A 26443-nucleotide genomic window follows, 5' to 3' on the forward strand; every position below is an offset into this window, starting at 1 on the left:
CTCCTATCAGGCGTTACCTGGTTCAGCGTCGCCGTGCTCGGAGTCGGACGGGCTTGGCAGGCGAACCGGGCGAGCAGGTACCACGGTCGAGATGGCGTGCTTGTAGACCATCTGGCTGACGGTGTTCTTCAACAGGACCACGAACTGGTCGAAGGATTCGATCGAGCCCTGCAGTTTGATGCCGTTGACCAGATAGATCGAAACCGGAACTTTCTCTTTTCTCAAGGTGTTCAAGTAAGGGTCTTGTAGCGAATGCCCTTTTGACATATGCCGCACTCCTGTAAGGATCAATAGTAAAAAAACAATGAAATTCGATAATTCAAGCCGCCCATTACCAAGAATAGACGGCAATTGCAGGGACTCAGCTCAATATGGAGACGGTCCCCAGGTATTTCAAGGTGCGGGACAGATTGTCGCAGGCCAGGCTATCCAGCCAGTGCACGCCGGACCAGCCGCGTAACCAGGTGAATTGGCGTTTGGCCAGTTGGCGAGTGGCAATGATACCCCGCTCGCGCATCTCGGCCTCGCTCAGCTTGCCGTCGAGATAGTCCCAGACCTGTCGATAACCCACTGCTCGTATAGACGGCAGCCCCGCGTGCAAGTCACTTCTGGCTCGCAGCACTCGGACCTCGTCGACGAAGCCCTGTTCCAGCATCTGCGAAAATCGTAACGCAATTCGCTGATGCAAAATGTGACGATCTGTAGGAGCAATTGCCAAACTGGCGACAGTATAGGGCAAATGTCCCCGGCCGCCTGCGTCTGCGACGAGACTTTCCGCGAATTGACGCTGTCGATGGGTGGTCATGCTCTCGCCACTCACCCGATAGACCTCCAGCGCTCGGATCAACCGCTGAGGATCATTGGGGTGAATCCGCGCCGCCGACTCCGGATCGACCTCGGCCAATTGTCGGTGCAAGTCGGCCAGGCCCAGTTCGCGGGCCTGCGCTTCCAGCTCCGCACGCACCTGAGCGTCTGCGGCGGGCATGTCCGCCAAGCCGTCGACCAGGGCCTTGTAATACAGCATGGTGCCGCCGACTAGCAGCGGAATCTTGCCTCGCCCAGTGATCTCGGCCATGGCCTCCAGGGCGTCACGGCGAAACTCGGCGGCCGAATAGCTCTCTGCAGGGTCGAGAATGTCGATCAGACGGTGGGGGTGTGCCGCCAACACCTCTTTCGATGGTTTGGCGGTGCCTATGTCCATACCCCGGTAGACCAGCGCCGAATCGACGCTGATCAGCTCGCAAGGCAGGTGCTTGGTGAGTTCGATGGCCAAATCGGTCTTGCCGGCCGCCGTCGGGCCCATCAGGAATATCGCAGGGGGCTTGCCGCTCATGTTCTATCGACCGCGCAGGAAGAGTTTGTCCAGGTCGTCCAGGCCCATCTGGGTCCAGGTCGGACGGCCATGGTTGCACTGCCCGCTGCGCTCGGTGCTCTCCATATCGCGCAACAGCGCGTTCATCTCGGGTATGGCCAGGCGCCGGTTGGCACGCACCGCGCCGTGGCAAGCCATGGTACCGAGCAACTCGTTCAGGTGGGCCTGGATACGGTCGCTGGTACCGTACTCCATCAGGTCGGCCAGTACATCCTGCACCAGGCGGTTGGCCTCGGCCTGCTTGAGCAACGCCGGGATCTGGCGAATGGCGAGGCTCTCCGGGCCCAGGCGCTGCAGCTCGAAGCCCAGGCGCTGGAACCATTGGGCATGCTCCTCGGCGCAATCAGCCTCGCGCTGGCTCAGCGCCAACGACTCGGGCACCAGCAGCGGCTGGCCGCTCAGGCCCTCGCTGGCCATGGCCACCTTGAGCCGCTCGTACATGATCCGCTCATGGGCCGCGTGCATGTCCACCAGAACCAGGCCGATCGCGTTCTCCGCAAGGATGTAGATACCCTTGAGTTGCGCCAGGGCATAGCCCAGCGGCGGGATGTCGCCCTGGCTTTCTGGCAAGGCCGCCGGCGCCGTGGCGCCGTTGAGCGGTGCGAAGAACTCACGGTAGACACCCTGGGCCTCTGCGGCCGGCAGCGCCTGGGCCGGGCGCGGGGTGTATTGGTACTGGTAGCCCGAACCGCTACCGGCGGACGCCGGACGAGTCTCTGCTTGCGGCTGTTCGAGCACTGGCGTGGCCAGGCGCATCTCAGCCTGGGGACCGAACTCACCAGCCTGCAGGCCTGTAGGCCGGACGATCTCGCTGGCCGCAGCCGGCGCGGCGAGCTGGTCTTCCGGGCGTACGTCGGCCAAGGCCCGGTGCAAGGTGCCATAGAGGAAGTCATGGACCATGCGCCCTTCGCGGAAGCGCACTTCGTGCTTGGTCGGGTGAACGTTGACATCGACCCCGGCCGGGTCGAGTTCGAGGAACAACACGAAGGTCGGGTGCCGCCCATTGAACAGCACATCGCGATACGCCTGGCGCACCGCGTGGGCGACCAGCTTGTCGCGTACCGCACGGCCATTGACGAAAAAGTACTGCAGGTCGGCCTGGCTGCGCGAAAAGGTCGGCAGGCCGACCCAGCCCCACAGACGCAAGCCGTTGCGCTCGACCTCGATAGGCAACGCCTGCTCGAGAAAGCCCGGACCGCAGATGGCCGCAACCCGGCGCGCACGGGTGATCTCATCCGGCGCCTCGTGCAGGCTGAGGATGCTCTTGCCGTTGTGGCGCAAATGGAAGCCGACATCGAAACGAGCCAGGGCCAGGCGCCGGATGACTTCCTGAAGATGATCGAACTCGGTCTTCTCGGTCTTGAGGAACTTGCGCCGGGCCGGGGTATTGAAGAATAGGTCACGCACTTCCACCGAGGTGCCGACGGGGTGTGCCGCAGGCTGGACCCGCGGGGTCATGTCGCGCCCCTCGGTCTCGACCTGCCAGGCCTCGCTGGCAGCGGCGGTACGCGAGGTGAGGGTCAGACGCGCCACCGAGCTGATAGAAGCCAGCGCCTCGCCCCGGAAACCGAGGCTCAACACGCCTTCGAGGTCTTCCAGTTCACGTATCTTGCTGGTGGCATGGCGGGCCAACGCCAGCGGCAGGTCATCGGCGGCGATACCACTGCCGTCATCACGCACCCGCAGCAGCTTGACCCCACCCTGCTCGACTTCGACGTCGATGCGCCGGGCACCGGAGTCCAGGCTGTTCTCCAGCAGTTCCTTGATCACCGACGCCGGACGCTCGACCACCTCGCCAGCGGCGATCTGGTTGGCCAGCCGCGGGCTGAGCAGCTCGATGCGGCTACCACCACTCATTGCTGGGCCGCCAAGGCAGTACTGGGTATATCCAGATGCTGGCCGATCTTCAGCTCATCGCTCTTGAGCTTGTTGGTCGAGCGCAGGCTGGCCACGCTGACCTGGTAGCGCACGGCAATCATGGCCAGTGTCTCGCCCGGACGCACGGTGTGCTCACGCGGCCCCTGAGCGATCTTGCCATTGTCGCGCAACCAGGCGATGTAGGTGCCCGGCGGCGGGTTCTGCTGGAAGAACTGGCGCACGCCGCTGTGGATCGAACGCGCCAAGGCCTGCTGGTGGCTGGTGGTGGCCAGCTTGGCCGCTTCATTGGCGTTGGAGATGAACCCGGTTTCCACGAGGATCGAGGGAATGTCCGGCGACTTCAACACCATGAACCCCGCCTGTTCGACGCGGCGCTTATGCAATGGAGTGATCCGGCCCAGGTTGCCCAGTACCTTTTGCCCGACGTCCAGGCTCGAGCTCAGGGTCGCGGTCATCGACAGGTCGAGCAGTACGCCAGCGAGCATGCGGTCCTTGTCATCGAGACTGACATTGCCGGCGCCGCCGATCAGGTCGGAGCGGTTTTCGCTGTCAGCCAGCCAGCGCGCGGTCTCGGAAGTGGCTCCGCGGTCGGAAAGAGCGAACACCGAAGCCCCGAAAGCAGCCTTGGACGGCGCAGCATCGGCGTGAATGGAAATGAACAAGTCGGCGCCCTTCTTACGGGCGATCTCGGTGCGCTTGCGCAGCGGGATGAAGTAATCGCCGGTACGGGTCAGTTCCGCACGGAAGCCTTTGTCGGTGTTGATCTGGCGTTGCAGCTCCTTGGCGATCTTCAGCACCACGTCTTTTTCATGCTGGCCGCGCGCGCCCGAAGCACCAGGGTCTTCACCGCCATGGCCAGCATCGATCGCAACGACGATGTCACGCTTGCCATTGGGCACCGGCGTCAGCTTGATGGCGGGCTGGCTTGGCGTCACCGGTACGGCGGGCGCGGTAGCAGGCGTTGTTGGCGTCGCTGGCGCGGTGGCGGCAACGGCATCGGCTTCCTGGTCATAGAGATCGACCACCAAGCGGTTGCCGTATTGGGCATTGGGCGTCAGGGTGAAGCTCTTGGGCGTGACGGACTTCTTCAGGTCGACCACCACGCGCAGGTCGGTGGCGGTGCGCTGGGCCGAACGCACGTTGCTGATCGGAGTATTGCTGGTGGAGACGGTCAATGGAGCAGCCAGGGTCGCACCATTGATGTCGATGACCAGGCGATCCGGCGCGGTCAGGGTGAACACGCTGTGCTGCACAGGACCGGACAGGTCGAAGACCAGCCGCGTGTTGTCCGGGGCACGCCATAGACGCATGCTCTTGACTTGCGTGACGGCCAGAGCGTCAACGGTCACTGTTGTCAGCAGCAGTCCAACGACAGCGACCAACGCGCGTATGCGCATACCTATCCCCATTTACTGTTTGAATTCGACGGCCAGAGCGGCACACCAGGCTTCGCCGCGCGAGCCCTGCGGCGACAGGATCAGCGAGCGTCCACCCGCTTGGGGGCTTATGGTAATGGTCAGGTCGGGCTTTGGCAAAACGCCCGCTCCTTTTTGGGGCCATTCGAACAGACAGAGAGGGTCTCCCTCGAAGTAGTCACGAATGCCCATGAACTCGAGCTCCTCCGGATCAACCAGGCGGTAGAGGTCGAAATGGTAGGCGCGCACCTCGCCGATCTCATAAGGCTCGACCACGGTGAAGGTCGGGCTCTTCACCGCCCCGGTGTGACCCAAACCACGGATCAGGCCGCGCGACAAGGTCGTCTTGCCGGCCCCCAGGTCGCCTTCGAGAAAGATCACGCCGTGACCGCCGGTAACCTGCGCCAAGCGCGCACCGAAATCGATCATGGCCTGTTCGTCGGCCAGAAACAGGGTTACACCTGACACGCTGAATGCTCCTCCAACAATTCGCGAATAACCGGAATCAGGTCACTGGCCGCGAGGCCGCGCCCACGCACGCCCAGCCGTTCACCGGCACAGGCATGCAGCCAGACACCCAGGCAGGCCGCCGGCCAGGCCTGCATCCCTTGCGCCAGCAGCGCGGCCAACACGCCGGTGAGCACATCGCCCAACCCGGCCCCGGCCATTGCCGGGTGCCCGCGGCTGCACAAGGCCAGTTGCCCTGCCGGGTCGGCGACCAGTGTCCCGGCCCCCTTGAGCACGCAGACACTGGCGTATTTGCGCGCCAGCTTGCGCGCCGCACCGGGTCGGTCGGCCTGCACCGCCTCGGTAGATACACCCAGCAAGCGCGCCGCCTCCCCCGGATGCGGGGTAAGGATGCTGCCGCTGGGCAGGGCCAGCGGCGTACGCGCCAGCAAGTTGAGCGCGTCGGCATCCCAGACCTGCGGCAGACCGGCATCCGCTACCGCCGACAGCAAGCTGCGCCCCCACGCCGCCTGGCCCAGGCCAGGACCAGCCACCAGAACCGAGGCGCGCTCCAGCACGCCCAGCACCTGGTTGGCCGAGTTCACGCCCAGGCACATGACCTCGGGCAAGCGGGCCAGGGCCGCGCCCACATGCTCGGGGCGAGTGGCCATGGAAACCAGCCCTGCCCCACAACGCAGGGCCGCCTCGGCACTGAGCAACACCGCGCCACCAGTACCGAGATCACCACCGACGACCAGCACATGGCCAAAATCGCCCTTGTGCGCTTCCCGCCGGCGCGGTGGCAGGCTGGCCAGGTTCACGCTGCTGAGCAACTGTGGTGCATTAGTGGGGTGTTTGGTCTGGGGCATGGGGTCAAAGGCTCCGATGTCTGGCAGAATTATACGCACCTGAGCCCGTATTGCCTTATTTCCCATGTCCGCCGCCACCCTCGACCTCACCGCACTGGCCGAATCCATCAAGGATTGGGGCAGAGAACTCGGTTTTGCCCATGTTGGCATCGCCGGAGTGGACCTTGGCGAGCATGAACAGCACCTGCAACGCTGGCTCGACGCCGGCTACCAGGGCGAGATGGAGTACATGAGCGCCCACGGCAGCAAACGCTCGCACCCCGAGCAACTGGTGCCCGGAACCTTGCGCGTGGTGTCGCTACGCATGGACTACCTGCCCGGCGACACGCAGATGGCGCAACGCCTGGCCCAACCGGAAAAGGCCTACGTGTCCCGCTATGCCCTGGGGCGCGACTATCACAAACTGATCCGCAAACGCGTACAGCACCTGGCCGAACGCATACAACAGGCTATCGGCCCGTTCGGCTTTCGCGCCTTCGTCGACAGCGCGCCAGTACTGGAAAAGGCCATCGCCCAACAGGCCGGGCTCGGCTGGATCGGCAAGAACACCCTGCTGCTCAACCGCAAGGCTGGCAGCTACTTCTTCCTCAGCGAACTGTTCGTCGACCTGCCACTGCCGGTGGATGACGCCCAGGCCAGCGAACACTGCGGCCGCTGCCAGGCCTGCCTGGACATCTGCCCCACGGGCGCCTTCATCGGCCCTTACGTGCTCGATGCACGGCGCTGCATTTCTTACCTGACTATCGAGTTGAAGAACGCCATCCCCGTCGAACTGCGCCCGCTGATCGGCAACCGGGTGTTCGGCTGTGACGATTGCCAGATCGTCTGCCCATGGAATCGCTTCGCCCGCCCAACCAGCGAGGGCGACTTCAAACCACGCCACAACCTAGACAATGCCAACCTGGCCGAGCTGTTCCTGTGGGACGAAGCGACCTTCCTCAGCAATACCGAAGGCTCGCCCTTGCGCCGCGCGGGCTATGAACGCTGGTTGCGCAACCTGGCCGTGGGCCTGGGCAATGCACCGTCGACCATACCGGTCCTGGAAGCCCTGCGCGCCCGCCAGGACCATCCATCGGAACTGGTACGCGAACATGTGCAATGGGCGTTGGCCCAACACCAATCCCGCGCCCACACACCGCCCCTGTAGGAACGTATCGCGTCCCTCAATGCGCGTCGTTGTAGTGGAACTTCGGCATTTCCCAATGGAAACGGATCGCCAGCAGCCGCACCAGGAAACCGCCGAACAAAGTCAGCAGCATGGCCTGCTCGGCCGGCAACTCGAAGTACACGCACCCCAGGTAGAACCAGGCGGCGGCGAAGGACACGCTGGCATAGAGTTCACGGCGGAACACCAGGGGAATGTCGTTGCAGAAGATATCCCGCAGGATGCCGCCGAACACGCCCGTGATCACCCCACTGATGGACGCCACCAGCATGCCCTGGCCCATTTCCAGGGCGGTCATGCAGCCGATCAAGGTGAAGGCCACGAGCCCCAGGGCATCGAGCACCAGGAAAAGTGAACGCAGATGGCGCATCAGCGGCGCGATGAAGATGGTCACCAGTGCGGCAAAGCTGGTCAGCACCAGGTATTCCGGGTGTTTCACCCAAGTCAGCGGATAGTGCCCAAGTAGCACGTCGCGCACCGACCCGCCCCCCAGGGCGGTAACACAGGCGATGAGCACCACGCCGAACCAGTCCATGCCGCGACGCCCGGCCGAGAGCGCGCCGGTCATGGCTTCGGCGGTGATAGCAATGAGGTAGAGCATCAACAACATGGTGCGGATCCGTGCAGAGGGGGGCGCATTCTAACCGGGGGCACTCCCCTCAGCCACAGACTCCAAACTTCAAGCTGATCGCTGTCGCTCAGCCAACCAGGCAAGCCACCACTATCAGCGCACACCTCGTGCAGCTTGCAGCTTACCGGCTTAGCCCTTGATGAAGTGCTCGCGGTAGTGGCGCAGTTCGGCGATGGACTCGCGGATATCGTCCAGTGCCAGATGCGTGCCGCCCTTCTTGAAGCTGTCGCGAACCTGCGGCGCCCAGCGCGCGGCTAGCTCTTTGAGGGTCGAAACGTCCAGGTTGCGGTAGTGGAAGTACTCTTCCAGCTTCGGCATGTGCCGGTAGAGAAAGCGGCGGTCCTGGCAGATGCTGTTGCCGCAGATCGGCGACTTGCCCTTCGGCACCCATTGCTCCAGGAACTTCAGGGTGGCCTCCTCGGCCTCGGCCATGCTGACGCGGCTCTCACGCACGCGCTGGGTCAGGCCTGAGGCGCCATGGGTGCGGGTGTTCCACTCGTCCATGCGCGACAGCACTTCATCGCTGTGGTGGATGGCGATCACCGGGCCTTCGGCCAACGTATTCAGCTCGCTGTCGGTCACGATGGTGGCCATCTCGATGATGACATCGTTGTCCGGATCCAGGCCGGTCATTTCCAGATCGATCCAGATCAGGTTCTGCGGGTTCTGCATGGTAGGCTCCTCGACTAAGCCGCCATATTAGCCTACATGCTAAACTGCCTGCCGTTTTCTATCGCCCCGCCACCACGGAACCTCCATGGCCAAACGCCAGCTCAATCGCCGCCAGAACTGGCGTATCGAAAAAATCCAGAATGAGCGCGCTGCCCGCGCCGCCAAACGCGAGCAGCACGTGCTGCAAGAGCTCGAAGGTGGAGACCTGGGGCCAGAACAACTGGGCCTGGTGATCGCCCACTTTGGAGTGCAGGTCGAGGTCGAAGCCCAGGAAGGCGAAGTCGCCGGCCAGGTGTTCCGCTGCCACCTACGCGCCAACCTGCCAGCCCTGGTCACCGGCGACCGCGTGGTTTGGCGTGCAGGCAACCAGGGCATTGGCGTGATCGTCGCGCAGATGCCCCGCAGTACCGAGCTATGCCGCCCGAACAACCACGGCCAACTCAAGCCGGTGGCGGCCAACGTCGACCTGATCGTGATCGTCTTCGCCCCCGCGCCGGAACCCCAGGCCAACCTGATCGACCGCTATCTGGTGGCTGCCGAGCACGCCGGCATCCGGCCCTTGCTGTTGCTGAACAAGGCCGACCTGATCAACGAGCAAAACGCTCCGGCGCTCAACGCCCTGCTGGCGGTGTACCGGCAACTGGGCTACCCCCTGCTGGAGGTCTCGGCCCATCAAGGCGATGGCATGCAACGCCTGCAGGAGGCCCTGGACGGACATATCAGCGTGTTCGTCGGCCAGTCAGGCGTCGGCAAGTCTTCGCTGGTCAACAGCCTGCTGCCCGACGCCCAGACACGCGTCGGCGACCTGTCCGAATGGTCGGGGCAAGGTACCCACACCACCACCACTGCCCGTCTCTATCACTTCCCTGGCGGCGGTGAGCTGATCGACTCCCCAGGCATCCGTGAGTTCGGCCTGGGTCATGTCAGCCGCGATGATGTCGAAGCGGGTTTCATCGAGTTCCGCGATCTGATCGGGACCTGCCGCTTCCGTGACTGCAAACACGACCGCGAGCCTGGCTGCGCCCTGCTCATGGCCCTGGAAGATGGCCGCATCCAGCCTCAACGCATGAACAGTTACCGCTCGATCATCGCCAGCCTGCCTGAAGACAGTTACTGATACCCACAAGGAGGCCGAAACAGGCCTCCTGCCCGGTGCATCCGCAAGGAAGCCGGTTTACTCCTGGGCGTCGTCCATCTTCAATACACCCTCCTCGAAGATGTTCAGCTTCTGCCGCAACTCGCGAGGCTGCACCGGCTCCAGGGCTGGCGCCGCGTCTTCGGCTTTCGGCACAGCCGGCTCCACTGCGCCCGGATTGCCGGTCGACGAAGGGGTCGGCTCCGCCTGTTCACCTTCGATAGTACGCTGGGCCTTCTTGGTCAGGACGATAATGTCGATCCGCCGGTTGACCGGGTTGAATGGATCTTTGCGGTCGAACAGCGACGACGAGGCGTAGCCGACCACCCGCGCTACCTGCTCGTCCGGGTAGCCGCCAGCAACGAGCGCGCGACGGGCAGCATTGGCACGGTTGGCCGACAGCTCCCAATTGCCGAAGTTGCCGGTGCCGGCGTAAGGCTTGGCATCGGTGTGGCCGCTGATGCTGATCTTGTTCGGCACAGCCTTGATGGTGTCGGCCATGGCCAACAGGATGTCTTCGAAGTATGGCTGCAGGCGCGCGCTGCCCAGATCGAACATCGGCCGGTTCTCGGCATCCATGATCTGGATGCGCAAGCCATCCTGGGTGATCTCGAACAGGATCTGGTCCTTGAACTTCTGCAGCTGCGGGTTCTCCTCGACCTTGTTCTGCAACTCTTGCAGCAGCAGTTCGAGACGCTCGCGCTCAACCTGCTCGGCCATGCTTTCGATCTTGTCCTGGCCCAGGTGAATGCTGGTATCGGGCGTCGCCTCGGACCTCACCTCAGGGTTGATGGTCTTTTCCGGCGAGAGCTGGGGCGAACCGCCCAAGTCGATGATGTAGGGCGTACCACTCTCAGAGAAGCCAATCGGGTCCTTGAAGTAACCGGCGATGGCGATCTTCTGCTCCGGAGTGGCGTTGGACAACAGCCAGAGCACCAGGAAGAACGCCATCATTGCCGTGGCGAAGTCGGCGAAGGCGATCTTCCAGGAGCCGCTGTGATGATCGCCACCAAAGCGCTTGACGCGTTTGACGATGATGGGCTGATTGTTCTCCATGACTCAGCGACCGCGAACCGCTTGTTCCAGCTCCATGAAACTCGGCCGGTGCGCCGGGTAGAGCACCTTGCGCCCGAACTCGACAGCCAGCGATGGCGGCATGCCAGAGGCCGAGGCGACCAGCGACGCCTTGATCCCCTCGTAGACGTTCAGCTCTTCCTTGGCATCGTGGCGCAGCGCGTGGGCCAACGGACCGAAGAAGCCGTAGGCCGCCAGGATACCGAAGAAGGTGCCGACCAGTGCCGCGCCTACGTGCAAGCCGATCGAAGTCTGGTCGCCATCGCCGAGCGAAGCCATGGTCACCACAATGCCCAGTACCGCCGCGACGATACCGAAGCCGGGCATGCCATCGGCGATGCTGTTCACCGCGTGAGAAGGGTGGTCCAGCTCCTCCTTGAGGCTCAGCAACTCCATGTCGAACAAGCCCTCGAGCTCGTGCGGGGCCATGTTGCCGGTCGACATGATGCGCAGGTAGTCACAGATGAACGCGGTCATGCGGGCATCGCCGAGCACCGCCGGGTACTTGGCGAAGATCGGGCTGGCCGCGGGGTCTTCGATATCGCCCTCGATGGCCATCATGCCTTCGCGGCGGCTCTTGTTGAGGATCTCGTAGACCAGGCCTAGTACTTCCAGGTAGAAGGTATGGGTAAAGCGGGTGCTGAACATCTTCAGCGACTTCTTGATTACATGCATGGTCATGTAACCAGGGTTGGCCTGGAGGAAGGCACCAAAAGCCGCACCGCCAATGATCAGCACTTCGAAAGGCTGGATCAGAGCCGCGATTTTACCGTGGGACAGTACATATCCGCCGAGGACGCTCGCGAATACGACAATGATGCCGATAATTTTAGCCATAGATTCAAAGCACTTACAGTCGTGGTCAGGGTCGGGGGCGGAAGCGTGTAAACTCTTCTTCTACTTATCGGCAGGACTGCGCCAGACTATAGCCAGCCAAAGCGAAAAGCCAGTTTGAGCCGATATCACAATGCCACTTGACACCCAGTTCCCTACTCGGATCCCTCCTACTCTCGACGCCTGGGTGAAACTTCTCGATGGCGTCCGCTTGCCGGTTCCGAAGACCAGCCACGACCGTGTGCTGACCGCCATCAACGACAGTCGACGGTCTCTGCGCGACATCGCCGAACTGATGCAAGGCAGCCCCGCGCTGGTGCTCAGCGTCATGCGCGAAGCCAACCACCCGGCCAATGCAAGCCAGGCGGAACCGGCTGAGAGCCTGGAGACTGCCCTCAACCGCCTTGGCCTCGCCCGTACCGGCAAACTGCTCGGGCGCCTGCCCGCCGTGCCGACCGAGGATATCCCGCCAGTCCTGCGTCAGTTCCAGTTGATCAGCCAGCACGCCAGCCAACAGGCCAGTGGCTTGTTCGCCGGCCGCCTGGCACGCTTGTGGCAGGAAATCCACTGGGGCAGCCTGTTGTTTCTCGCTCCGCTCTGGCCGCTGGCTGTCACCCATCCGAAGCTGCTCGACACGTGGGAGCTGCGGGTGATTCACAAAAGCGAAGAAGCCGGGCCGGTCGAACAGGAGCTGTTCGGCGTGCGCCTCATGCAACTGTGCCGGGCCATGGCCGAATATTGGCGTCTGCCAGAGTGGGTAACCCAGGGGTACCGGCTGCTGCTGGACGAGCGCGAAGAACTGGCCAAAGCCCTGAGCATCGCCCGCGACCAAAACAGCCTGCATCAGCAGCAGCGCCTGGATGAGGAGCCCGGGTTACGACGCTGGTTCAACCAACCGGCCAACACCGTACTGCTGGCCAACGGCCTGGCCCTGGCAGCCCAGGTCGGCTGGGACCATCCACATCTGCTGCGCTGGCAACTGCTGACCAGCCTCTACCTGCAAACCTCCCTGGACGACGTACAGCAGCAGGTGCACCAGCAGGCGGCAGCCAGTGCCCGCCAGCATGCAGGCGAGGCCCTGTACCACCCTGCCGAAGCCCTGATCTGGCCATGGCAGCAACGGCGCCCGCATCCAGACATGCTGCCACCGCCACCCCCGTCGTCACAGGACCTGGGCACCTGGCGCAAGCTGTGCGGCGAACTGCTGGCCCACCCCAGCCCGTTCGGCAACACCATCCACTTGAGCACCCATGCCAAGCGAGCCCTGATGTCCTGCGGCATGCGACGGGTCCTGCTGCTGATGCTCGACAAGGGCAACAACAGCCTGCGCACGCAGCAAAGCGCCGGCCTGCCCAAGGAAGTCGAGGCGCTAAACCTGCCCATCGAAGAGAGCAAGCTGTTGCAGCGCCTCATGAGCCAAGCCGCGCAACTGCGCCTGACGCCGGAGAATCACACCCAGTTCTCGAACCTGATGCCCGCGCCGCTGCGCGCCCTGTTCAAGAGCCAACACCTGCTGCTGCGCTCGGTGGCCGTGAATGGCCAGGTACTGATGCTCGTGATCGCCGACCAGGATGGCAAGCCACTGGCCGACATCAGCCTGCAAGCCTTTGGCAAGACCGTGCAATGTATCGAGCGCGCCCTGGCTGCCTTCGGCAACCGCAACGCCTGAGCCATGCGCTACAATCGCCCCTCTGTTCCACCCTGGAGACTGTGGATGACTGACTTTTCTGGTTTGCCCCTGGTGATCGAGCCGGCCGACCTGCTGCCTCGCTTGGATTCGCCGCAGCTGATCCTGATCGACCTGACCAGCGCCAACCGCTATGGCAGTGGCCATGTGCCCGGTGCCCGCTTCGTCGATCCCAAGCGCACCCAGCTGGGCCAGCCGCCGGCACCCGGCCTGTTGCCGAGCCGTGCCGACCTGGAAAAGCTGTTCGGTGAGCTGGGCCATCGCAGCGACGCGGTCTACGTGGTCTATGACGATGAAGGCGGCGGCTGGGCAGGCCGCTTCATCTGGATGCTCGATGTCATCGGCCACAAGCACTACCACTACCTCAATGGTGGCATCCAGGCCTGGCCGGCCGACAAGCTGTCCACAGAGGTGCCACCCAGTGCCGGAGGCCCGGTCAGCCTGCAACTGCATGACGAGCCTACCGCCACCCGCGAGTACCTGCAGAGCCGGCTGGGCGCCGCCGACCTGGTGATCTGGGATGCACGCAGCCCGGGCGAGTACCGCGGCGAGAAGGTCCTGGCCGCCAAGGGTGGACACATTCCGGGCGCGGTCAACTTCGAATGGACCGCCGGCATGGACCTCAACGACAACTTGCGCATCCGCCAGGACATGCCCGAGATCCTCGAACAGCTGGGCATCACCCAGGACAAGGAAGTGGTCACCCACTGCCAGACCCACCACCGCTCCGGCTTCACCTACCTGGTGGCCAAGTCCCTCGGTTATCCACGAGTCAAGGCATACGCCGGCTCCTGGGGCGAATGGGGCAACCACCCGGACACGCCTGTAGAGACGTCTAAGGACACACAATGAAATCCCGCTTGTTCATCATCAGCCAGTACCTGCTGCCGCATCACCTTCTGTCACGGCTGGCCGGCTGCATCGCCGAGTGCCGCGTACGCTGGCTCAAGAACGCCTTCACCGCCTGGTTCGCCAAGCGCTACCAAGTGGACATGTCCCAAGCCCTGGTCGAGGACGTGACCGCCTACGAGCACTTCAACGCTTTCTTCACCCGCGCCCTCAAGCCTGGCGCGCGCCCCCTCGATGAAACCCCAGGCGCGATCCTCTGCCCCGCCGACGGCGCAGTCAGCCAGCTCGGTCCCATCGAGCACGGCCGCATCTTCCAGGCCAAGGGCCACAGCTTCAGCGCTCTGGAGCTGCTCGGCGGCGATCCAGCCAATGCCGCACCGTTCATGGGAGGCGAGTTCGCCACCATCTACCTGTCGCCGAAGGACTACCACCGCGTGCACATGCCGCTGGCCGGCACACTGCGCGAGATGATCTACGTGCCAGGCCGCCTGTTCTCGGTCAACCAGACCACGGCGGAGAATGTCCCCGAGTTGTTCGCCCGGAACGAGCGTGTGGTCTGCCTGTTCGACACCGAGCGCGGCCCGATGGCCGTGGTGCTGGTCGGAGCGATGATCGTGGCCTCCATCGAAACCGTCTGGGCCGGCCTGGTGACGCCACCAAAGCGTGAGCTCAAAACGTTCCGCTACGATGACGCCAGCCGCGCACCGATCCACCTGGAGAAAGGCGCCGAATTGGGTCGTTTCAAGCTGGGCTCGACCGCCATCGTGCTGTTCGGTCCAGAGCAAGTGAAATGGGCCGAGACCCTGGGCGCCGGATCTGCCGTGAGCATGGGCCAGCAATTGGCATTGCCTGTTCAGAGCTGAACCGCAACGCATAGAAAAGGCCCTGCATGAATCCTGTCATGCAGGGCCTTCTTTTTATGGGCAGCCGGGGGATTAGCGTTGTAGGGTCCTGGCCGGTCCCGCGCTACTCGGGACCGGCAGGTGGCCCTTCATACCCCGTCAGGCACGCCCATCTCGGTCGCGCATGCCCAGCAGGTACAACACACCGTCCAGCCCCAGGGTCGAAATGGCCTGCTTGGCCGACTGTTTTACCAGCGGCTTGGCACGGAAGGCCACGCCCAGGCCCGCCAGCGCCAACATCGGCAGGTCATTGGCGCCGTCGCCAACGGCAATGGTCTGCTCCAACTGCAGGCCTTCCTTGCGCGCAAGCTCGGTGAGCAGGTCAGCCTTGCGCTGAGCGTCGACAATCGGTTCGACCGCCACGCCGGTCACCTTGCCATCCACCACTTCCAGTTCGTTGGCGAACACATAGTCGATGCCCAGGCGAGCCTGGACTTGCTTGGCGAAATAGGAGAAGCCGCCAGATAGAATGGCCGTCTTGTAACCCAGGCGCTTGAGCTCAGCGAACAGGTTCTCGGCACCCTCGGTCAGACGCAGGGATGCGCCGATCTCATCCAGCACGCGCACATCCAGGCCCTTGAGCAGCGCCATACGCTCCTTGAAGCTGGCGCGGAAGTCCAGTTCGCCACGCATGGCCCGCTCGGTGATCGCGGCTACCTGCTCGCCGACCCCGGCCGCCTTGGCCAGTTCGTCGATCACTTCGGCCTCGATCAGCGTCGAGTCCATGTCGAACACTGCCAGGCGGCGGTTACGGCGGAACAGGTTGTCCTGTTGAAAGGCGATATCGATGTTCAGCTCCTGGGCCAGGGCCAGGAAGTCAGCGCGCAATGCCTGGGCATCGCTCGGCTCGCCACGCACGGAAAACTCGATGCAGCCCTTGCCCTTTTCCAGCGGGGCATCCAGGGCCACGCGCGCGGACAGGCGGTCGATATGCTCGATATTCAAGCCATACTGGGCGATGATCGCGCTGACCCGTTGCAGTTGCTCGGCGGTGACCTTGCGGCTGAGCAGCGTAACGATATGCCGGGCTTCGCCCTGGCTGTCGACCCAATGCTGGTAGTCGACCTCAGAAATCGGGGTGAAACGCGCCTGCTGCCCGAGTTCGTGAGCCTTTGCCTGGATATCCTGCAGCACCCTCGAGGCCGCCTCGGTGTCAGGAATATCCACCAGGATGCCGAGCGACAAGACGCCGTGCATGACCGCCTGGCCGATGTCGAGGATGTTGGCACCGCCCTGGACCAGGACGCCGGTGATGGCCGCGGTGAGACCTGGACGGTCTTCACCGGTGATGTTGATCAGGACGATTTCGCGCAAGACGGGCTCCGACTCGATGAAAAAAAGCGCATTCTACCGATTTTCGATGCTCATCGGGTGCAGTCGATACTTTGCCGACCAAACACCGCTCGCTATACTGCGCAGCACCTTTTCCGCCATAAAGAGCCGCGCTCTGTGAACCGGCCCACGCCCGTCAAGACTGATAACTTCTTCCTGCTGATCTTCCGTGCCCTGCGCCAGCGTCGCATTCCCCTGGCACTGCGCATCGCCAGCCACAATATTTTCCTGGTGGCCCTGGCGCTGGTGATCTATGCCTGCGTCATGGGATTGCAGTTCAAGCAGGCCATGCATGACCAGGCCGATGCCCTTGGCCAGAGCCTGACCACCCAGACCGCCACCTCGGCGACCGAGTTGCTGGTGTCCAACGACATCCTCAGCCTCAACGTGCTGCTGGGCAACCTGGTGAAGAATCCACTGGTGGCCCACGCAGCCATCTACAGCGTCGACAACCGTATCCTCGCCGAAGCCGGCCAGCGCCCGAAAAACAGCCTGCTGGGTGAGACCGAAGGCCTGTACCAGACCAAAATCACCTTTCAGGACGTGACCGCCGGGCAGCTACGCATCAGCCTGGACATGAACCAGTTCCTCCAGCCGATGACCATCAGCCTGCAGAGCATGGGCATCCTGGCAGCCATCCTGCTGGCCTTGGCGCTGACCCTGAGCTTGCGCCTGGGCCGCTTCATCTCCACTCCCCTGCTACAACTGCGCGTGTGGCTGCGTGACCCGCACCCCTACACCCCGGCAGTCGACCGCCAGGACGAGATCGGCGACTTGGCTCGCCAGTTGCACACTCGTCTCGCTCCTCCACCGCCACCTGAGCCGGAGGAGGAAGAGCACGAGGACGAAGAAGAAACCCACTTCGAAGTCCGCAATCTGCATGATCCGGACTTCGACGAAGCGCCTGCAGTCTCCGGCCCGGACAAGGCCGAGCCGAAAGCCAGCGCTGAGGATGAGGACGAAGCCTTTGCCGGCCTACTCGATGAAGAGGAAGAAGACAGCCCGGCCAAGCAGGTGCCCAAGGTATCGGATGAACCGCAGGCCAGCGCCGTGCTGGCCGTGCAGCTCGGCTCCCAGGAGCAACTGCGCCGCCTGCCTCGCGCGCGCCTGACCGAACTGCTGGAACGCTACCGCGACTGCCTGGACCAGGCCGCCTCGCTGTATGACGGTGAAATGCATACGCTCAACGACGGCAGCACATTGCTGCTGTTCCACAGCCATGACAGTGGCGAGGACTACCTGACTAATGCCATCTGCTGCGGCGAGCTGCTGCGCGCCCTGGGCCACGCCTTGCAGATTGAAGTAGCGGACAGCGGCATCACCCTGCAACTGCAGCTGGGCCTAGCCCTGGGTGAGGATCTCCATGGCCTGAACCAGATCGACCTGCTGCTGACTGAAAAGGCCCAGGACGCCCTGGCCCTGTCCCAGCACAGCCGCAATCTACTGCTGGTCGAGCGAAAGATTAGCGACGATGCCCTGATCCGCCAACGCGCCCGTATCCGTCCGATCGCAAGCCCCGAGGGCGCTTGCTGTGTAGAACGACTGATGGAGCCCTATCCGTCAATGTTGGAACGCCAACTGGCACGGATGGACGAGCGTCGGGCCTGACAGCGATACAGAAGGATGATGCTGTAGCCAAGAGTACGCCAGCGGGTGCAGCACCGCTGACCGATCCGCCGCTATCGCGGGCAAGCTCGCTTCTGACAGCAGACACAAAAAAGCCCGCAGTGATGTTCACTTAAGCTGGAGTGCCTTCAGGTGGGGCTGCTACACAGCCCATCGCGACACAAGGCCGCTCCTACAGAGGGCTTGCAAGCCACGCATTTATGTATCGGCAAGCCTCTTGTGGGAGCGGCCTTGTGTCGCGATGGACGCGCAGCGTCCCCAAACCACACGACAGATGTCTTAAGTGAACAGCATTACGCATATCACTGCGGGCTTTTTTGTGTCTGCTGTCAGAAGCGGAACACTTCCATATCGGTACGGATCGGTGAGGCCATCGGGATCTTCGGCTTCTCCGGCTCCTTGCGCACCTGGACGCGGGAGGACTTCTTCGGCGGCTCGTCAGCGATAGCCGGCTGGTTGGCCAACGGCTTGACGGCTGTGCTGAGCTGCTCGGCGAGCTTTTGCAGCAATTGCCCCTGGGCCTGGACCTGGGAGGCTTCGCTGCCCTCGTGCGGTTGCTCCAAATGCACGATACGGTTGTCACGCACGTGGCCGCGGCGGTCGAGCAGGCGCCACTGGGCATCAAGGACAGCCGGCTGGTTGGTGCCGGAATCCAGGCGAGTGATCGACAACAGCACTTGCACATCCGGGTTGAAACCGGTGCTGGCCGGCGCCAGGACCACACGCTGGCTGTCCAGGCGCCAGGCGAGCTGGCGGACCAGCAACTGATCGATGTCCGAGGACAGGCTGCCGGCCCAGCGGCCATCAGTCGCCGCCGTCAGGCTGCCATCAGGCTGGCGCTGCAGGAAGGTTTCGCGTTGCAGGTAGTCGGCCACCGACACCGGGCCGAGCACGACCGCCATACCCGTCGCCTGCGTGGGCAGTTCGGGCTCACCGCTGTCGAGCTGGTACAGGGCTACAGGTTGGTGCATGCTGCAGCCAGCCAGACCCAGTACGCCAGTCATCAGCAGAATAAATGGAAGGCGCAGAAATTTCATTCATCCCATCCAGGCGGCTGCCACAAGGCAAACCGCAGTGATACTCAAATAGATTCATCCGGGCACACAGCTACGCTAGCACCGCAAGGGCCCTATCATCCGCGAAATAACCGCCCGACTCCAGTGTTTCTGCCTGGAACGACGCTGAAATTGCCGTCCCAGGCAGCATCCAGGGTTATGCCGGACCTTCCACCATCAAGCCATCGACACGCTGGAAGCCACGCGGCAGCTTGTTGCCACGCCGTCCACGCTCCCCCTTGTAGTGCTCCAGGTCGTCTGACTTGAGTGACAGGGTACGCTTGCCTGCTTGCAATACAAGGGTCGCTCCCTCGCTGATCACGGCAAGATCAGTAACAAATTCTTCCCGGCTAGCAACCCGGTCACCCGGAATACCGATGATCTTATTGCCTTTGCCCTTGCCCAGTTGCGGCAGGTCGCTGACCTTGAACACCAGCAAGCGGCCCTCGCTGGTGACGGCCGCCAGCCAGTCCTGCTCCCGGTCGGCCACAGCCCGTGGGGCAATGACCTTCGCGCCATTGGGCAGGCTGAGCAAGGCCTTGCCGGCCTTGTTCTTGGCCTGCAGGTCATCACCCTTGACCACGAAGCCGTAGCCGGCGTCGGAAGCGACCACATAGAGCGCTTCATCCTCCGGCAGCAGCACGCATTCGAAGCCTGCTCCTGGCGGCGGCGTCAGACGGCCGGTCAGCGGCTCGCCTTGGCCGCGGGCCGACGGAAGGCTGTGGGCGGCCAGCGAATAGCTACGCCCGGTGGAATCGATGAACACGGCGAACTGGTTGGAACGTCCCGCAGCGGCGGCCTTGAAGCCATCGCCTGCCTTGTAGGACAGGCCCGTGGCATCGATGTCATGCCCTTTGGCGCAGCGCACCCAGCCCTTCTCCGACAGGACCACGGTAACCGGTTCGGTCGGCATCAGTTCGTGTTCCGACAGGGCTTTGGCCTCGGCCCGCTCGACGATCGGCGAACGCCGGTCGTCGCCATAGGTTTCCGCATCCTTGAGCAGCTCGGTACGCACCAGCTTGCGCAACTTGGCTTCGCTGCCCAGCAGAGCCTGGAGCTTGGCCTGTTCCTTGAGCAGCTCTTCCTGCTCACCCCGGATCTTCATCTCTTCCAGGCGCGCCAATTGACGCAGGCGGGTCTCGAGGATGTAGTCGGCCTGGATCTCGGTCAGGTCGAAGCGGGCGATCAAAGCGGCCTTGGGCTGGTCTTCGGTACGGATGATGTGGATCACTTCATCCAGGTTGAGAAACGCGACCAACAAGCCGTCGAGCAGGTGCAGCCGGCGCTCGACCTTGTCCAAGCGGAACCTCAGGCGACGGCGGACGGTTTCGGTCCGGTACTGCAGCCACTCGACCAGCAGGGTCCGCAGGTTCTTCAACTGCGGGCGGCCATCCAGGCCGATGATGTTGACGTTGACCCGGTAGGTGCTCTCAAGGTCGGTGGTGGCGAACAGGTGCTGCATCAACTCGTCGGCATCGACCCGGTTGGAGCGCGGGATGATGACGATGCGGCACGGGTTCTCGTGGTCGGACTCGTCGCGCAGGTCAGCCACCATCGGCAGCTTCTTGGCCTGCATCTGTGCGGCGATCTGCTCCAGCACCTTGGCGCCGGAGACCTGATGCGGCAAGGCGGTGACCACGATGTCGCCGTCCTCGATGCGATAGACCGCACGCATGCGGATCGAGCCACGGCCGCTTTCGTAGATCTTCTGCAACTCAGCGCGCGGCGTGATGATCTCGGCTTCGGTCGGGTAGTCCGGCCCCTGGATATGCTCGCACAGTTGCTCGACCGTGGCCTTGGGCTCATCGAGCAAGCGCACGCAGGCACTGGCGACCTCACGCAGGTTGTGCGGCGGCACGTCGGTTGCCATGCCCACAGCGATGCCGGTGGTGCCATTGAGCAGGATGTTCGGCAGGCGCGCCGGCAACACCGCCGGCTCCTGCAAGGTGCCGTCGAAGTTCGGGACCCAGTCTGCGGTACCCTGGCCCAGCTCGCTGAGCAGCACCTCGGAGTACCGCGACAGGCGCGCCTCGGTATAACGCATGGCAGCGAAGGACTTCGGATCGTCTGGCGCACCCCAGTTGCCCTGACCGTCGACCAGGGTGTAGCGGTAGCTGAACGGCTGCGCCATCAGCACCATGGCCTCGTAGCAGGCCGAATCACCGTGCGGGTGGAACTTGCCGAGCACGTCACCGACGGTACGCGCGGACTTCTTGTGCTTGGAGTCGGCATCCAGCCCCAACTCGCTCATGGCATAGACGATGCGACGCTGCACCGGTTTCAGGCCATCGCCGATGTGCGGCAGGGCCCGGTCCATGATCACGTACATGGAGTAGTTGAGGTAGGCCTGTTCGGTGAAGTCAGCCAAGGAGCGGCGTTCGACGCCGTCGAGACTGAGTTCGAGTGAGTCGCTCATGCGGGCCTCGTCATTTCAGGTTCTGGCGCAACAGCAAGGTGCCGCTGCGCTGGGTAAATTCAAGTTGTTTCAAGGCGCTCATGCCCAGCAGCACCTGTTCGCCATCCAGCCCCGGAACCACTAGGGCGCGCACGTCGCGCAGGTGGATATCGCCCAACTGCAGGCTGTCCAGCCGAGTGCGGTAGCCCTGGGTACGGCCGTTGGCGGTGCTCAGCATCACCGGCGCGCCCCGCGCCAGGTCCAGCTCCCGCGCCAACCGCTCGGGAATCGCCACGTCGGTGGCCCCAGTATCGAGCATGAAACGCACCACCTGGCCATTGATCGCCCCGTTCGCCACGAAGTGGCCTTGGCCATTGCTCACCAGTTGCACTTCGACGAAGCCCTCGCCGTGCTGCGATTGCACCACAGCATTGGGATTCTGCTGGCGCTCCTCCCACTGCCCGAAAAAACGCGTAGCCAGGAACAACGCAGCCGCCCAGGCCACGATCAGCAGGACCCTGCCCATGCGCTTTCCCGGCGGCTGGCTCATGGCTTGGCATTCCAGCCGCCCTGCGGCGCAGCGAAACGCCAGACCATCGGACGCGCATCGCCGTCCTCGCGGGTGGCGCCGTTGTTGTCCAGGCCGATCCAGGCGCCTTTGGCGTCGATCACCAAGGCCTCGGCCAGGCCGAAGGGTTGTGAATAACGGCGCGGCTCGACCAGTGCATCGGCGGCGAACGACCAGCAACGCTCCACCTTGCCGCTGTTGGCATCACGCCGACAGATACGGTAGGCATTACGCTCCAGGGTAAACAGCTTGCCGTCGAACAGCGCCAAGTCGGAAAAATCCCTCGGCAGCGGACGGGCTCTCGGCATCTGTGGCGGCTGCATCTCGACGCCGGCCTCGCTGAGCAGCACACAACTGCCAGCGCAGTTCCAAACCGACTGCTGACGTTTGACCGACACCAGGCCCCGCCGCTCGCGCTCCGCGGCCAGCCACAGACGGTCACCGGCCGGGTTGATCGCCACGCCTTCGAACAACGCGTTGAAATGCAGGAGCATGCCGCTGGCGCGAGCCTGGCGGATCATTGCCGGGTCGATCTTCAACCAGCCCGGCTCGCCTTTGAGCGGGACCGCCAGTACGGCAGCATGGGCCTCACTGACCAGATAGAAATTGCCTGCTCCATCACAGGTAATACCTTCGAAATCCAGCTCGCCGCCACGCAGGTAGGAGGCCGCCCAGTTGCGCGAACGCAAGCCCCAGGGCAGCCCGCTTTCCGGCACCGGCGGAGCCGCGAAGGTCATCGGCTGAGCACGCCACTCCGGATTCTGCTGGTCCAGGCGATAGATCCGGTCGTCATCCCGGTCGGACACCACCCACAACGCGCCTCGGCACATGGTCATGCCGGACAAGTTACCGCCGCGCATGCCGTCGACCGGGTGCTCGGCGGTCAACTTCAGCTCAGGCCAACTGCCCGCCAGGGCTGGAACGGCAAAAAGCGCAAGACAGGCTGCCAGTACCAGACGGATCAAGCCAGGACCTCGGCGAGGTTGCCCTTGGTTTCCAGCCAGTTCTTACGGTCACCTGCGCGTTTCTTGGCCAGGAGCATGTCCATGATCTCGCGGGTTTCCTGCACGTTGTCCAGGGTCAGCTGGACCAGCCGACGGGTATTCGGGTCCATCGTGGTCTCGCGCAACTGGGGCGGGTTCATCTCACCCAGGCCCTTGAAGCGGGTGACCTGTGGCTTGCCACGCTTCTTCTCGGCCACCAGACGGTCGAGGATGCCGTCGCGTTCGGCCTCGTCCAGGGCGTAGTAGATTTCCTTGCCCAGGTCGATGCGGTACAGCGGCGGCATGGCCACGTAGACATGCCCGGCCTCGACCAGCGGACGGAAGTGCTGGACGAAAAGGGCGCAGAGCAAGGTGGCGATGTGCAAACCGTCGGAGTCGGCGTCGGCAAGAATGCAGATCTTGCCGTAGCGCAGTTGGCTGAGGTCGCTGGCGCCCGGGTCCACGCCTATGGCTACGGCGATGTTGTGCACTTCCTGGCTGGCCAGTACCTCGCCGCCATCGACCTCCCAGGTGTTGAGGATCTTTCCGCGCAGCGGCAGGATCGCCTGGTATTCCTTGTCTCGCGCCTGCTTGGCCGAGCCACCGGCCGAGTCGCCCTCGACCAAGAACAGCTCGGCACGCGCCGGATCCTGGCCAGCGCAATCGGCCAGCTTGCCAGGCAAGGCCGGGCCCTGGGTGATGCGCTTGCGTTCGACCTTCTTGCTCGCCTTCAGGCGCCGACCGGCATTGCTGATGGCCAGCTCCGCCAGTTGCATGCCCAACTCGGGGTGGGCGTTGAGCCATAGGCTGAAAGCGTCCTTGACCACACCGGAAACGAAGGCCGCCGCCTCGCGCGAGGACAGACGCTCCTTGGTCTGCCCGGAGAATTGTGGCTCCTGCATCTTCATCGAGAGGACGAAGGTGATCCGCTCCCAGACGTCCTCGGGAGCCAGCTTGACACCACGCGGCAACAGGTTACGGAACTCGCAGAACTCGCGCATGGCGTCGAGCAGGCCCTGGCGCAGGCCATTGACGTGGGTGCCGCCCTGGGCCGTGGGAATCAGGTTGACGTAGCTTTCCTGGACGCTGTCACCGCCTTCCGGCAGCCACAGCAGGGCCCAATCGACAGCTTCCTTGTTGCCCGCCAGGCTGCCGCAGAACGGCTCGTCGGGGAGGCGCAGAAACTCGCTGACCGAGTCGACCAGATAGGAGCGCAGGCCGTCTTCATAGTGCCATTCGACCTTCTCACCGCTGGCCTTGTCCTCGAAGCTGACCAACAGCCCAGGGCACAGCACCGCCTTGGCCTTGAGCACATGCTTGAGGCGGCTGATGGAAAACTTCGGCGAATCGAAATATTTCGGATCCGGCGCGAAATAGACGCTGGTCCCGGTGTTGCGCCTACCGACCGTGCCGACCACTTCCAGCTCACTGGACTTGAAGCCGTCGGCAAAGGTCATCTGGTATTCGTTGCCATCGCGCTTGACCCGCACGCGCACCTGGCTCGAAAGGGCGTTGACCACGGAAATGCCAACGCCGTGGAGGCCGCCGGAGAACTGGTAGTTCTTGTTGGAGAACTTGCCGCCAGCATGCAGTTTGGTGAGGATCAGCTCGACCCCGGATACACCCTCTTCCGGGTGGATGTCCACCGGCATGCCGCGGCCGTCGTCGCAGACCTCCAGCGAGTGGTCGGCGTGCAGGATCACCTGCACCGAACGAGCATGACCGGCCAGGGCTTCGTCGACACTGTTGTCGATCACTTCCTGGGCCAGGTGGTTCGGCCGGCTGGTGTCGGTGTACATGCCCGGCCGCTTGCGGACCGGGTCGAGGCCGGAGAGGACTTCGATGGCGTCTGCGTTATAGGCGCTAGCGCTGGGATTGGCCATGGGTTCTCGTCGTCAGTCGTAGTGAATGCAAAAAATCAAAATACAGAAAAATCGAGCGCTGAATACTGCCCGCGGGCAATACCGGCAAAACTCAAAAGGGCCGGCAGGCGCTCGGCAAATCCCTGGAAGCCGTGATCGCCGCCCGCCTGGATACGCAGAGCGCAGGCGCGGTAGAAGCGCTCGGCCTGGCGATAATCCAGGGTTTCATCGGCTGTCTGCAACCACACTTGATAGCGGCCGGCATCCTGCGGCGGTGCGACTTCCAACTCGGCCAGGGCCTGTACATGGTCCAGGGTCAGCTCCCAGGCTTCACCGGTATACAGGTTCTGCTGGGTGCCAAGGAAGCCATCGAACAGCCGGTGCGGGTTGACCGCCGGGTTGATCAGCAGGGCCTTGAGGCCGTGGCGCTCGGCCAGATGGGTGGCATAGTAGCCGCCAAGCGAACTGCCGACCAGCAAGGGCGTATCCAGTTCGGCGATGGCGGCCTCCAGTTGGGCGACGGCCTGGCGCGGATGATGGTGCAAGGCCGGGACCCGCAGTTGATCCGTCAGACCCAGCTGTTGCATCACGGCACTCAGTTGCTGGGCCTTGCGCGACAGCGGCGAACTGTTGAAACCATGGATATAGAGGATCGAACCCGACATGCTGCCCCCGGAAACTGCGGTTGCGCACCCATTGAAGCGGGCGCAAGGACGCGCAGTGTAGCCTGTTCGAGGGGCATTGGCGCAGCTTCGGGCTTTTCGCAACACATTCGCGACGGCCTGCTGCGCAGCCCGTGCAGGAGCAGCCTTGTGTCGCGCTGGGCCGCATAGCGGCACCACCTCAGTAACCACCGCTGTCGAAATCCAGCCGCACCTCGAAGTCCTCGACCCGCGACACCCCCGTCTCCAGCCGTCCGTCGGCATGCAGGCGCAGCCAGCGGTAGCCAGGCTTCTCTTCGCTGACCTTGAAGTCATCGCTGCCCGGGGCGAACTGGATGCAGGTGGATGGCGAGGCCAACAGGCGCAGGCCATCGCGGTGCTGGTCCCACTCCTGGTGGATGTGCCCCCACAGCAGCGCGCGCACCTGAGGGTAGCCTTTCAATACGTCGAACAAGGCGTCGGCGTTACGTAGGCCGATCGGCGCCATCCAGGCGCAACCGATCGGCACCGGTTGGTGATGGAAGCACACCAGGCAGTGGCGTTGCGGCGCATCGCTCAGGGCATCATCGAGCCGCTTGAGCTGTTCATCGTCCAGCCAGCCGTGGGTCGCGCCGCTCACCGCCGAGTCGAGCATGACAATGCGCCACTGGCCTATGTCGGTGACCGTCCGGCGTAGCTCGCTACCCTGGGTCACCCGCGCCATCACTTGCGTCTCGTCATGGTTGCCCGAAAGCCATCGCGCCGGGGCGCCGAGCGGATCGGTCAGTTGACGGAAGCAGTCATAGGAGGCCTCGCTGCCATCCTGGGACAGATCGCCCGTGGCCAGCAGCAAGTCGATGCACGGCTGTTCGCGGCGGATCTGGGCGACCACCCGTTGCAGGCTGTCACGGGTATTCATTCCCAGCAGGGCACCGCCCACCTCGGCGAACAGGTGGCTGTCGGAAAGTTGCACCACATGCACGGGTGCCGGGTCTTGGAAGTGGGTTGGCTGCGGCAACGGCCGTCTCCTCGAACGGATTCAGCACGATTA

Annotated in this window: 24 protein-coding genes; 6 read left to right on the forward strand and 18 right to left on the reverse strand. The window is 63.5% G+C overall.

Annotation, left to right across the window (positions count from 1 at the left end; translation table 11 throughout):
- Positions 1 to 6: 6 nt before the first annotated feature.
- The 6 genes from hfq to ACYU03_RS23490 form a co-directional block, all read right to left on the reverse strand.
- Positions 7 to 267 (reverse strand): RNA chaperone Hfq, encoded by a 261-nt coding sequence (gene hfq, locus ACYU03_RS23465; RefSeq protein WP_461886991.1) that lies wholly within the window; start codon positions 265 to 267, stop codon positions 7 to 9.
- 94 nt (positions 268 to 361) lie between these two features.
- Positions 362 to 1333 carry a tRNA (adenosine(37)-N6)-dimethylallyltransferase MiaA gene (miaA, locus tag ACYU03_RS23470; RefSeq protein WP_461886992.1) on the reverse strand — a complete coding sequence of 324 codons (972 nt, stop codon included), beginning with the start codon at positions 1331 to 1333 and terminating at the stop codon, positions 362 to 364.
- Positions 1334 to 1336: 3 nt separating this feature from the next.
- Positions 1337 to 3229 carry a DNA mismatch repair endonuclease MutL gene (gene mutL / locus ACYU03_RS23475; RefSeq protein ID WP_461886993.1) on the reverse strand — a complete coding sequence of 631 codons (1893 nt, stop codon included), beginning with the start codon at positions 3227 to 3229 and terminating at the stop codon, positions 1337 to 1339.
- Positions 3226 to 4659, reverse strand: coding sequence for an N-acetylmuramoyl-L-alanine amidase (locus ACYU03_RS23480; protein WP_461886994.1), 1434 nt, complete (start codon positions 4657 to 4659; stop codon positions 3226 to 3228). The genes mutL and ACYU03_RS23480 overlap by 4 nt, the downstream gene beginning before the upstream one ends.
- Positions 4660 to 5133, reverse strand: a complete 474-nt coding sequence (gene tsaE, locus ACYU03_RS23485; RefSeq protein ID WP_461886995.1) for a tRNA (adenosine(37)-N6)-threonylcarbamoyltransferase complex ATPase subunit type 1 TsaE — start codon at positions 5131 to 5133, stop codon at positions 4660 to 4662.
- Positions 5121 to 5981, reverse strand: a complete 861-nt coding sequence (locus tag ACYU03_RS23490; RefSeq protein WP_461886996.1) for an NAD(P)H-hydrate dehydratase — start codon at positions 5979 to 5981, stop codon at positions 5121 to 5123. Before ACYU03_RS23490 ends, tsaE begins: the two co-directional genes overlap by 13 nt.
- A gap of 64 nt (positions 5982 to 6045) precedes the next feature.
- On the opposite strand from ACYU03_RS23490, the gene queG reads away from it, so the two are divergent.
- The gene (queG, locus tag ACYU03_RS23495; RefSeq protein ID WP_461886997.1) at positions 6046 to 7128 is read left to right on the forward strand and encodes a tRNA epoxyqueuosine(34) reductase QueG; all 1083 of its coding nucleotides are present in this window, start codon (positions 6046 to 6048) and stop codon (positions 7126 to 7128) included.
- A gap of 16 nt (positions 7129 to 7144) precedes the next feature.
- On the opposite strand, the gene ACYU03_RS23500 is transcribed toward queG, so the two are convergent.
- Positions 7145 to 7756 carry a trimeric intracellular cation channel family protein gene (locus ACYU03_RS23500; protein ID WP_461886998.1) on the reverse strand — a complete coding sequence of 204 codons (612 nt, stop codon included), beginning with the start codon at positions 7754 to 7756 and terminating at the stop codon, positions 7145 to 7147.
- Positions 7757 to 7906: 150 nt separating this feature from the next.
- On the reverse strand, positions 7907 to 8449 hold the full coding sequence (gene orn / locus ACYU03_RS23505; protein ID WP_461886999.1) for an oligoribonuclease: 543 nt from the start codon (positions 8447 to 8449) through the stop codon (positions 7907 to 7909).
- 85 nt (positions 8450 to 8534) lie between these two features.
- Here orn and rsgA point away from each other — a divergent pair, with 85 nt between their 5' ends.
- The gene (gene rsgA / locus ACYU03_RS23510) at positions 8535 to 9566 is read left to right on the forward strand and encodes a small ribosomal subunit biogenesis GTPase RsgA (protein WP_461887000.1); all 1032 of its coding nucleotides are present in this window, start codon (positions 8535 to 8537) and stop codon (positions 9564 to 9566) included.
- Between the two features lie 57 nt (positions 9567 to 9623).
- Here the strand turns inward: rsgA and motB are convergent, their stop codons facing one another.
- Together motB and motA are read right to left on the reverse strand one after the other, a co-directional pair.
- Positions 9624 to 10640 carry a flagellar motor protein MotB gene (gene motB / locus ACYU03_RS23515; RefSeq protein ID WP_461887001.1) on the reverse strand — a complete coding sequence of 339 codons (1017 nt, stop codon included), beginning with the start codon at positions 10638 to 10640 and terminating at the stop codon, positions 9624 to 9626.
- Between the two features lie 3 nt (positions 10641 to 10643).
- Positions 10644 to 11495 (reverse strand): flagellar motor stator protein MotA, encoded by an 852-nt coding sequence (motA, locus tag ACYU03_RS23520; RefSeq protein WP_461887002.1) that lies wholly within the window; start codon positions 11493 to 11495, stop codon positions 10644 to 10646.
- Between the two features lie 130 nt (positions 11496 to 11625).
- On the opposite strand from motA, the gene ACYU03_RS23525 reads away from it, so the two are divergent.
- From ACYU03_RS23525 to asd, 3 genes are read left to right on the forward strand one after another with little or no spacing between them, the layout of a single operon-like run.
- Positions 11626 to 13161, forward strand: coding sequence for an HDOD domain-containing protein (locus ACYU03_RS23525; RefSeq protein WP_461887003.1), 1536 nt, complete (start codon positions 11626 to 11628; stop codon positions 13159 to 13161).
- A gap of 45 nt (positions 13162 to 13206) precedes the next feature.
- Positions 13207 to 14031: a rhodanese-like domain-containing protein gene (locus ACYU03_RS23530; RefSeq protein WP_461887004.1), complete on the forward strand. Its 825-nt coding sequence runs from the start codon at positions 13207 to 13209 to the stop codon at positions 14029 to 14031.
- The gene (asd, locus tag ACYU03_RS23535; RefSeq protein WP_461887005.1) at positions 14028 to 14891 is read left to right on the forward strand and encodes an archaetidylserine decarboxylase; all 864 of its coding nucleotides are present in this window, start codon (positions 14028 to 14030) and stop codon (positions 14889 to 14891) included. Before ACYU03_RS23530 ends, asd begins: the two co-directional genes overlap by 4 nt.
- A 138-nt stretch (positions 14892 to 15029) precedes the next feature.
- On the opposite strand, the gene serB is transcribed toward asd, so the two are convergent.
- Positions 15030 to 16244, reverse strand: coding sequence for a phosphoserine phosphatase SerB (gene serB, locus ACYU03_RS23540; protein WP_461887006.1), 1215 nt, complete (start codon positions 16242 to 16244; stop codon positions 15030 to 15032).
- A gap of 135 nt (positions 16245 to 16379) precedes the next feature.
- Here serB and ACYU03_RS23545 point away from each other — a divergent pair, with 135 nt between their 5' ends.
- Positions 16380 to 17870, forward strand: a complete 1491-nt coding sequence (locus tag ACYU03_RS23545) for a histidine kinase (protein WP_461887007.1) — start codon at positions 16380 to 16382, stop codon at positions 17868 to 17870.
- A 347-nt stretch (positions 17871 to 18217) separates the two neighbouring features.
- Here ACYU03_RS23545 and ACYU03_RS23550 read toward each other — a convergent pair whose 3' ends face one another.
- From ACYU03_RS23550 to cpdA, 7 genes are all read right to left on the reverse strand, one after another.
- Complete coding sequence (locus tag ACYU03_RS23550; protein WP_461887008.1) at positions 18218 to 18925, reverse strand: PqiC family protein; 708 nt, start codon at positions 18923 to 18925, stop codon at positions 18218 to 18220.
- Positions 18926 to 19100: 175 nt separating this feature from the next.
- Positions 19101 to 21359 carry a DNA topoisomerase IV subunit A gene (gene parC, locus ACYU03_RS23555; RefSeq protein WP_461887009.1) on the reverse strand — a complete coding sequence of 753 codons (2259 nt, stop codon included), beginning with the start codon at positions 21357 to 21359 and terminating at the stop codon, positions 19101 to 19103.
- Between the two features lie 10 nt (positions 21360 to 21369).
- Positions 21370 to 21888: a retropepsin-like aspartic protease family protein gene (locus ACYU03_RS23560; RefSeq protein WP_461887010.1), complete on the reverse strand. Its 519-nt coding sequence runs from the start codon at positions 21886 to 21888 to the stop codon at positions 21370 to 21372.
- Complete coding sequence (locus ACYU03_RS23565; protein WP_461887011.1) at positions 21885 to 22871, reverse strand: esterase-like activity of phytase family protein; 987 nt, start codon at positions 22869 to 22871, stop codon at positions 21885 to 21887. The genes ACYU03_RS23560 and ACYU03_RS23565 overlap by 4 nt, the downstream gene beginning before the upstream one ends.
- Positions 22868 to 24772 carry a DNA topoisomerase IV subunit B gene (gene parE / locus ACYU03_RS23570; protein WP_461887013.1) on the reverse strand — a complete coding sequence of 635 codons (1905 nt, stop codon included), beginning with the start codon at positions 24770 to 24772 and terminating at the stop codon, positions 22868 to 22870. Before parE ends, ACYU03_RS23565 begins: the two co-directional genes overlap by 4 nt.
- Positions 24773 to 24807: 35 nt before the next feature.
- Positions 24808 to 25416 carry a YqiA/YcfP family alpha/beta fold hydrolase gene (locus ACYU03_RS23575; RefSeq protein WP_461887014.1) on the reverse strand — a complete coding sequence of 203 codons (609 nt, stop codon included), beginning with the start codon at positions 25414 to 25416 and terminating at the stop codon, positions 24808 to 24810.
- A 178-nt stretch (positions 25417 to 25594) separates the two neighbouring features.
- On the reverse strand, positions 25595 to 26410 hold the full coding sequence (gene cpdA / locus ACYU03_RS23580) for a 3',5'-cyclic-AMP phosphodiesterase (RefSeq protein ID WP_461887015.1): 816 nt from the start codon (positions 26408 to 26410) through the stop codon (positions 25595 to 25597).
- Positions 26411 to 26443: the final 33 nt, after the last annotated feature.

The organism is Pseudomonas sp. X10 (genome assembly GCF_054889225.1).

Excerpts from the sequence above, each read along its gene's own strand:
- hfq (WP_461886991.1), bottom strand. The coding sequence starts at position 267 with ATGTCAAAAGGGCATTCGCTACAAGACCCTTACTTGAACACCTTGAGA.
- miaA (WP_461886992.1), bottom strand. The coding sequence starts at position 1,333 with ATGAGCGGCAAGCCCCCTGCGATATTCCTGATGGGCCCGACGGCGGCC.
- mutL (WP_461886993.1), bottom strand. The coding sequence starts at position 3,229 with ATGAGTGGTGGTAGCCGCATCGAGCTGCTCAGCCCGCGGCTGGCCAAC.
- ACYU03_RS23480 (WP_461886994.1), bottom strand. The coding sequence starts at position 4,659 with ATGGGGATAGGTATGCGCATACGCGCGTTGGTCGCTGTCGTTGGACTG.
- ACYU03_RS23490 (WP_461886996.1), bottom strand. The coding sequence starts at position 5,981 with ATGCCCCAGACCAAACACCCCACTAATGCACCACAGTTGCTCAGCAGC.
- queG (WP_461886997.1), top strand. The coding sequence starts at position 6,046 with ATGTCCGCCGCCACCCTCGACCTCACCGCACTGGCCGAATCCATCAAG.
- ACYU03_RS23500 (WP_461886998.1), bottom strand. The coding sequence starts at position 7,756 with ATGTTGTTGATGCTCTACCTCATTGCTATCACCGCCGAAGCCATGACC.
- orn (WP_461886999.1), bottom strand. The coding sequence starts at position 8,449 with ATGCAGAACCCGCAGAACCTGATCTGGATCGATCTGGAAATGACCGGC.
- rsgA (WP_461887000.1), top strand. The coding sequence starts at position 8,535 with ATGGCCAAACGCCAGCTCAATCGCCGCCAGAACTGGCGTATCGAAAAA.
- motB (WP_461887001.1), bottom strand. The coding sequence starts at position 10,640 with ATGGAGAACAATCAGCCCATCATCGTCAAACGCGTCAAGCGCTTTGGT.
- motA (WP_461887002.1), bottom strand. The coding sequence starts at position 11,495 with ATGGCTAAAATTATCGGCATCATTGTCGTATTCGCGAGCGTCCTCGGC.
- ACYU03_RS23525 (WP_461887003.1), top strand. The coding sequence starts at position 11,626 with ATGCCACTTGACACCCAGTTCCCTACTCGGATCCCTCCTACTCTCGAC.
- ACYU03_RS23530 (WP_461887004.1), top strand. The coding sequence starts at position 13,207 with ATGACTGACTTTTCTGGTTTGCCCCTGGTGATCGAGCCGGCCGACCTG.
- asd (WP_461887005.1), top strand. The coding sequence starts at position 14,028 with ATGAAATCCCGCTTGTTCATCATCAGCCAGTACCTGCTGCCGCATCAC.
- ACYU03_RS23550 (WP_461887008.1), bottom strand. The coding sequence starts at position 18,925 with ATGAAATTTCTGCGCCTTCCATTTATTCTGCTGATGACTGGCGTACTG.
- parC (WP_461887009.1), bottom strand. The coding sequence starts at position 21,359 with ATGAGCGACTCACTCGAACTCAGTCTCGACGGCGTCGAACGCCGCTCC.
- ACYU03_RS23560 (WP_461887010.1), bottom strand. The coding sequence starts at position 21,888 with ATGAGCCAGCCGCCGGGAAAGCGCATGGGCAGGGTCCTGCTGATCGTG.
- parE (WP_461887013.1), bottom strand. The coding sequence starts at position 24,772 with ATGGCCAATCCCAGCGCTAGCGCCTATAACGCAGACGCCATCGAAGTC.
- ACYU03_RS23575 (WP_461887014.1), bottom strand. The coding sequence starts at position 25,416 with ATGTCGGGTTCGATCCTCTATATCCATGGTTTCAACAGTTCGCCGCTG.